The sequence below is a fragment of the Actinomycetota bacterium genome (assembly GCA_036280995.1).
Taxonomy (GTDB): Bacteria; Actinomycetota; CALGFH01; order CALGFH01; family CALGFH01; genus CALGFH01.
Genome location: DASUPQ010000763.1, coordinates 1 through 5,340 on the forward strand (window position 1 = coordinate 1; position 5,340 = coordinate 5,340).

Genomic DNA, 5,340 nt, shown 5'->3' on the forward strand with positions numbered 1-5,340 from the left:
ATTGATTCATCGGCCTGTCCGCGTTCTTGGCGGACCTTCGGTCCGCGCCGCCTGCGGCGGCCATCTCATACTGATCCGGTGGCCACTCAGCGTGGTGCCACGTGAGCGCCGTGTTGCTGCCTAACCCGGCCAGACATCAGGATCAAGCCGCTGTAATGGCGCTAGCCTAGTGAACTTGGGCGAGAGCCACCTACGCCCTCTGCAGCATCGCCCTCGCACCAAGCGAGCTGTAGGGTTCCTTCGGCCCCGGTGACCGGCTGATCCGGGCCTTCCATCACCTTTCTGCTCGAACCGGGGCCAGAAGGGGGGAAGCTTCGCATGCACCCACCAAAGAGGAGCTGGCTGCGCCGCTCGGTCCTGGTGGCCTGCGCGTTGACGCTGCTGATCCTGCCAGCCTCCAGCGCCTTCGCCCAGGCCGAGACGTTCACCGAGACCGTCAAGGACGAGACCGAGACCTTCATCGACGAGCTCCCGTGCGTCGGGCCGGCCGAGATCACCATCACCTACAACGGCGTCTTTCACTTCACCGAGAACGCCAACGGCGTCCACTTCACGGGGACGCTCACCGGGACCGTTATCGCCGACCCGCTCGACCCGTCACTGCCAACCTACACCGGCCGCTTCACGCAGTGGTTTGGTGAGAACCACAACCCCAACATGGCCAACGCGACCTTCACGTTCAGCGTCCGTGCCAGGGCCGAGGACGGGTCAACGGTGAACTTCCACGTCGTCGCCCACGTCACGGCCGAGACGGTCGACACCTCAACCGACCCGCCGACCGTCACCGGCCTCCGGGTCCGGTTCGAGAAGCCTCGCTGCGCCTAGCCCACCGGCAGGAAGGCCCGGTCCGGCCGGCGCCGCACCGTACGAGAAGGGCCCTAGAGGGACGGCTTCCGGGGCCCTTCTCGGTTATCGCGGGCCACTGCCAGGATATTGCGGCCCCGACGCTCGCCCGCGACCTTCGCGACCTGCGCCTGGCACAGCGGTCAGGCGCTTGTAGTCCGCGCGTGGGGTGCCAGAAGTCGGTCGTGGCCGTCACCAGCAGGCACCGCTTGACGAGGGACTACGATGCCCCGTCTCTTACTCATCCTCACCGGTGGAGGTCTGGTGTGGTCTGGTCGTTCGTCTACCTGGCGCTGCGCCGTGTCTTTGAACTGGTCATGCTCTGCTTCCGGTCGGCGCACGCCAAGGAGATCGAGATCCTGGTGTTACGCCACGAGCTCGCGGTGCTACGCCGCCAGCATCCACGGCCCCGCCTGCAGCCGAAGGACCGGGCGCTGCTTGCGGCGCTGAGCCGGCTGCTCCCACGGGCGCGGTGGTCGGTGTTCCTGGTGCAACCCGAGACGCTGCTGCGCTGGCACCGGCGCATGATCTGCCGGCGCTGGACCTACCCCACCACCTCCCATGGACGGCCTGCGATATCCGACGAGGGGCAGCAGCTGGTCGTGCGGCTTGCTCGCGAGAATCCGCGGTTGGGCTACCAACGGATCCACGGCGAGTTACTGCGCCTAGGCGTTCGGGTGTCGGCCAGCTCGATCAGGCGGGTGCTGCGCGCCCACGGCCTTGACCCGGCGCCCCGCCGCACTGCAACGAGTTGGCGGGCGTTCCTGCGCCAGCAGGCCGCCGGGATCATGGCGTGCGACTTCTTCACCGTCGACACGGTCTTCCTGCAGCGCGTATATGTGCTGTTCGTCATCGAACTCGGAAGCCCGACGGGTGCACCTGGTCGGCGTCACCGCTCACCCGACTGGGTGGTGGGTTGCCCAGCAGGCCCGCAACCTGGTCGCCGTCCTCGACGACCGGGCCACCGCGTTCAAATTCCTGATCCGCGACCGGGACACCAAGTTCAGCAGGGCGTTCGACGACGTGTGGCGCTCGACCGGCACTGAGGTCATCCGCACACCGGTCCAGGCACCCAACGCCAACGCCGTCGCCGAACGGTGGGTCGGCAGCGTGCGCCGAGAGTGTCTTGACCAGCTGCTGATCGTCGGCTGCCGGCAGCTTGCTGGTGTACTGCGAGTCTATGTGGAGCACTACAACCGGCACCGTCCGCACCGCAGCCTTGGTCACATGGCGCCCGTGCCGTCGGTGCTAGCAGAACCGAAGGGCGGATCAATCCTTGGCCGGTTGCGCCGGCGTGACCTGCTCGGTGGACTAATTCATGAGTATGAGCCGGCAGCATGAAGAGCTGACTTCAGGCACCCCACGGGGTCGGGCTAGGGCGACTGGCCGCTATCTGCTGGCGCCGAGCTTGACCTGGTCGCCGGGCTGCACGCCCGCCGCCTCCTGGGCGGCCTGCCCGGCCGCGACCCGCTCGGGGATCATCGGGCCGTCGCCGGAGGGGTCGATGATCCCCGCCTCTAGCCAGGTGTAGTCGCCGCGCAGGACGCGCTGGGCGGCCGCGTAGTCGCCGGTGTCGTCGTTTGCCCACAGGTCGTGGAACAGCCGGTCGACCCGGCGGCGGGCGCCCCGGCAGAACAGCTCGGCCAGCTCGACTGCACCCTCGGCTTCGGGCATTTGGTCGTCGAGCAGCATCTGGGTCCGCACGCAGGTGGCGCTGATCGCGAACAGCTCGGCGCCGATGTCCACGATCCGGCCCAGGAACCGCTGCTTGCGGTCCAGCCGGCCCTGCCAGCGGGCCATGCCGTAGAAGGTCGAGCGGGCGAGCCGCCGGCTTGCCCGCTCCATAAAGCGCAGGTGGGTGGCGAGGGCACCGAACTCCTCGAAACCGCCGGGGGTGTAGCCCTTGCCGACGGTCAGCTGGGGCAGCCAGCGGGCGTAGAAGCGGCTGGCTGACGCGGCCGCCCTGGCCTTGCCGCCGAGGCCGGTCTCCGGGTCGATCAGGCCGCCGGCGACCGAGAGGTGCTGGTCGACCGCCTCGCGGGCGATGAACAGGTGCATGATCTCGGTCGAGCCCTCGAAGACGCGGTTGATCCGCAGGTCGCGCAGACCCTGCTCGGCGCCGACCGGGCGCTCGCCGCGGGCGGCCAGCGAGGTGGCCGTCTCATAGCCGCGCCCGCCGCGCAGCTGGACCAGCTCGTCGGCGACCAGCCAGGCCATCTCGGAGGTGTACAGCTTGGTCAGGGCGGCCTCGATGCGGATGTCGTTGCGCTTGTCGTCGGCCAGCGCGCTGGCCAGCTCCAGCATCGACTCCATCCCGTAGGCCATGCCGGCGATGAACGCGACCTTGGCGGCGACGGCCTCGTGCTTGCCGATCGGCTTACCCCACTGGACCCGCTCGTTGCACCACTGGCGGGCGATCCTGAGCGACCACTTGGCCGCCGCGCAGCAGATGGCGGGCAGGGACAGCCGCCCCGTGTTGAGCGTCTGCAGCGCGATCTTGAGCCCGCGGCCTTCCTCGCCGAGGCGGTCGGCGGCCGGGACGCGGACGTTGTCGAAGACGGTGACGCCGTTCTCGATCCCGCGCAGCCCCATGAACTGGTTGCGGTGGGTGACGGTGATCCCGGGCGTGTGGGCGTCGACCACGAACGCGGTGATGCCGCCCCGGTGCCCTTGGGAGCGGGGCACGACCGCCATCACCACCAGCATGTCGGCGATCACACCGTTGGTGGTCCACAGCTTGGAGCCGTTGAGCACATACGCGCTGCCGTCCTCGGTCGGTGTGGCGGTGGTGCGCATGCGGGCCGGGTCGCTGCCCACGTCAGGCTCGGTCAGCAGGAACGCGCTGACCTGGTCCCTGGCCACCCCCGGCAGGATGCGCCGCTGCTGCTCGGGGGTGCCGAACAGCCGCACCGGCTCGGGCACCCCGATCGACTGGTGGGCGCTGAGCAGCACGCTGATCGAGGAGTGCGCCGACGCCGCCAGGGCCAGCGCCCGGTTGTAGTAGACCTGGGAAAGGCCGAGGCCGCCGTAGCGCTCGTCGATCTTGATCCCGAACGCGCCCAGCTCGCCCAGGCCCCGCACGACTTCGTCGGGGATCTTGGCGTCGCGCTCGATCTGCAGCGGGTCGACCGTCTCGCGGAGGAACGCCTCCAGCCGCGCCAGGAAGGCCTCGCCCTTGCGCCGCTCCTGCTCGGTCGGGCGCGGGTGGGGATGGATCAGGTCGAGCCGCAGCCGACCGAGGAACAGCTCCTTGCCGAAGCTCGGCTGCTGCCAGTCCTGCTCGCGCGCCGCCTCGGCGACCTTGCGGGAGTGCTGCTCCGTATGTGCCTGTGTGTCCCGGCTCACCGTACCGCCTCCGTTGCCGGCTGCCCGTTGCTGGTCCTGGACTGATTGTGCCCGTTCGACCAGGCCTTACGCGCGGTCGGTGCTCTCATCGTCCGTCGCCTCACGCCGCGCGGACCTGCAGCCGGCCGCCCAAACTCGCCCTCGATGGCGCGGGCGACGTCGCCGTCGCGTTCCCCAGGGAGCCCAAGCCTCTGACCGCGTGATCTGCCCGTGGTGCGGCTCCGACGAGGTCGAGCGGGTCGGCGAGGTCGGACCGACGGTCATGACATCCCAGTGGCTCTGTGCCGCCTGCGCGAGCCCGTTCGAGCGGATCCGCGGGCGCGGCCGGTCGTGAGCGACCCATCGACGAACTTCCTCACCCGCTACAACGACTTGTCGGTCCAGCGTCGTATGGTCTGCTCGCTGATAACGAGCGATGGAGGAAGGGTGGACCGCTGAAAGCCGATTCTGAACCGCAGTGAGGCAGCAACCGAGTCCGCCGGCGTTGTTGCATTGCGGCGACCAAGGGCAGGCTGGAGCCTCGACCTCCGCCCGATCAGATGGCCATGGCCAGTTCGTCGAATCCCTCCGGCACCCTGCATCAGCCTTGTGTTGCGTCCCTGGAATTCATCTGACGGGCGGCGAGGGCACTATCGGCTGCATCCTCTGGTCGAGCACGGTGAGCAGCTCGCCGGTCAGGTGTCCAGCTCGATCTGCTGGCGTAGCCGGGCGCTGAACGCCTGGATCGTGGGGGCGGCGTCGTAGCGGCACCGGTTGAAGCGTCGATCGACGGCGGCTTGGACGGGCCGGCATGGGCTCCGGCCGGGGCGCCGGTTTGGTCCCGGAGGTGGCCGACCACCCCCAGCGCGGCAGTACGCTTGGTACGACGGGCGCTGGCCGCGAAGGGAGCAGGCGATGCTGCGCGAGACCGACGTGGTAGTGATCGGCGGGGGCGCCACCGGGACGGCCGTGTTGTGGGACCTGGCCCTGCGCGGTATCGAGGCGGTCCTGGTGGAGCGCTCCGACCTGGGGACGGGCACATCGGGGCGTTGGCACGGCGAGCTGCATTCGGGCGCCCGGTACGCGGTCAACGACCTGCCGTCGGCCCGCGAGTGCGTCGAGGAGAACGCCGTCCTGCGCCGGATCGCGCCGCATACCATCGAGGACACAGGC

At 69.3% G+C, this 5,340-nt stretch carries 5 protein-coding genes; 4 read left to right on the forward strand and 1 reads right to left on the reverse strand.

Annotated elements, in window-relative coordinates; all coding sequences use genetic code 11:
- The first annotated feature begins 318 nt into the window (after positions 1-318).
- The 3 genes from VF468_25435 (at position 319) to VF468_25445 (ending at position 2,184) form a co-directional block, all read left to right on the forward strand.
- A complete protein-coding gene (locus VF468_25435; protein HEX5881630.1) occupies positions 319-825 on the forward strand; it encodes a hypothetical protein in 507 nt (168 codons plus the stop codon).
- A 284-nt stretch (positions 826-1,109) separates the two neighbouring features.
- Positions 1,110-1,889, forward strand: a complete 780-nt coding sequence (locus VF468_25440; GenBank protein ID HEX5881631.1) for a helix-turn-helix domain-containing protein — start codon at positions 1,110-1,112, stop codon at positions 1,887-1,889.
- Positions 1,867-2,184 carry an integrase core domain-containing protein gene (locus VF468_25445; GenBank protein ID HEX5881632.1) on the forward strand — a complete coding sequence of 106 codons (318 nt, stop codon included), beginning with the start codon at positions 1,867-1,869 and terminating at the stop codon, positions 2,182-2,184. Before VF468_25440 ends, VF468_25445 begins: the two co-directional genes overlap by 23 nt.
- Before the next feature lie 48 nt (positions 2,185-2,232).
- Here VF468_25445 and VF468_25450 read toward each other — a convergent pair whose 3' ends face one another.
- On the reverse strand, positions 2,233-4,188 hold the full coding sequence (locus tag VF468_25450; protein HEX5881633.1) for an acyl-CoA dehydrogenase family protein: 1,956 nt from the start codon (positions 4,186-4,188) through the stop codon (positions 2,233-2,235).
- A gap of 894 nt (positions 4,189-5,082) precedes the next feature.
- Between VF468_25450 and VF468_25455 the strand changes: the two genes are divergently transcribed.
- On the forward strand, positions 5,083-5,340 hold a 258-nt coding region (locus VF468_25455; protein ID HEX5881634.1), incomplete at its 3' end, for an FAD-dependent oxidoreductase.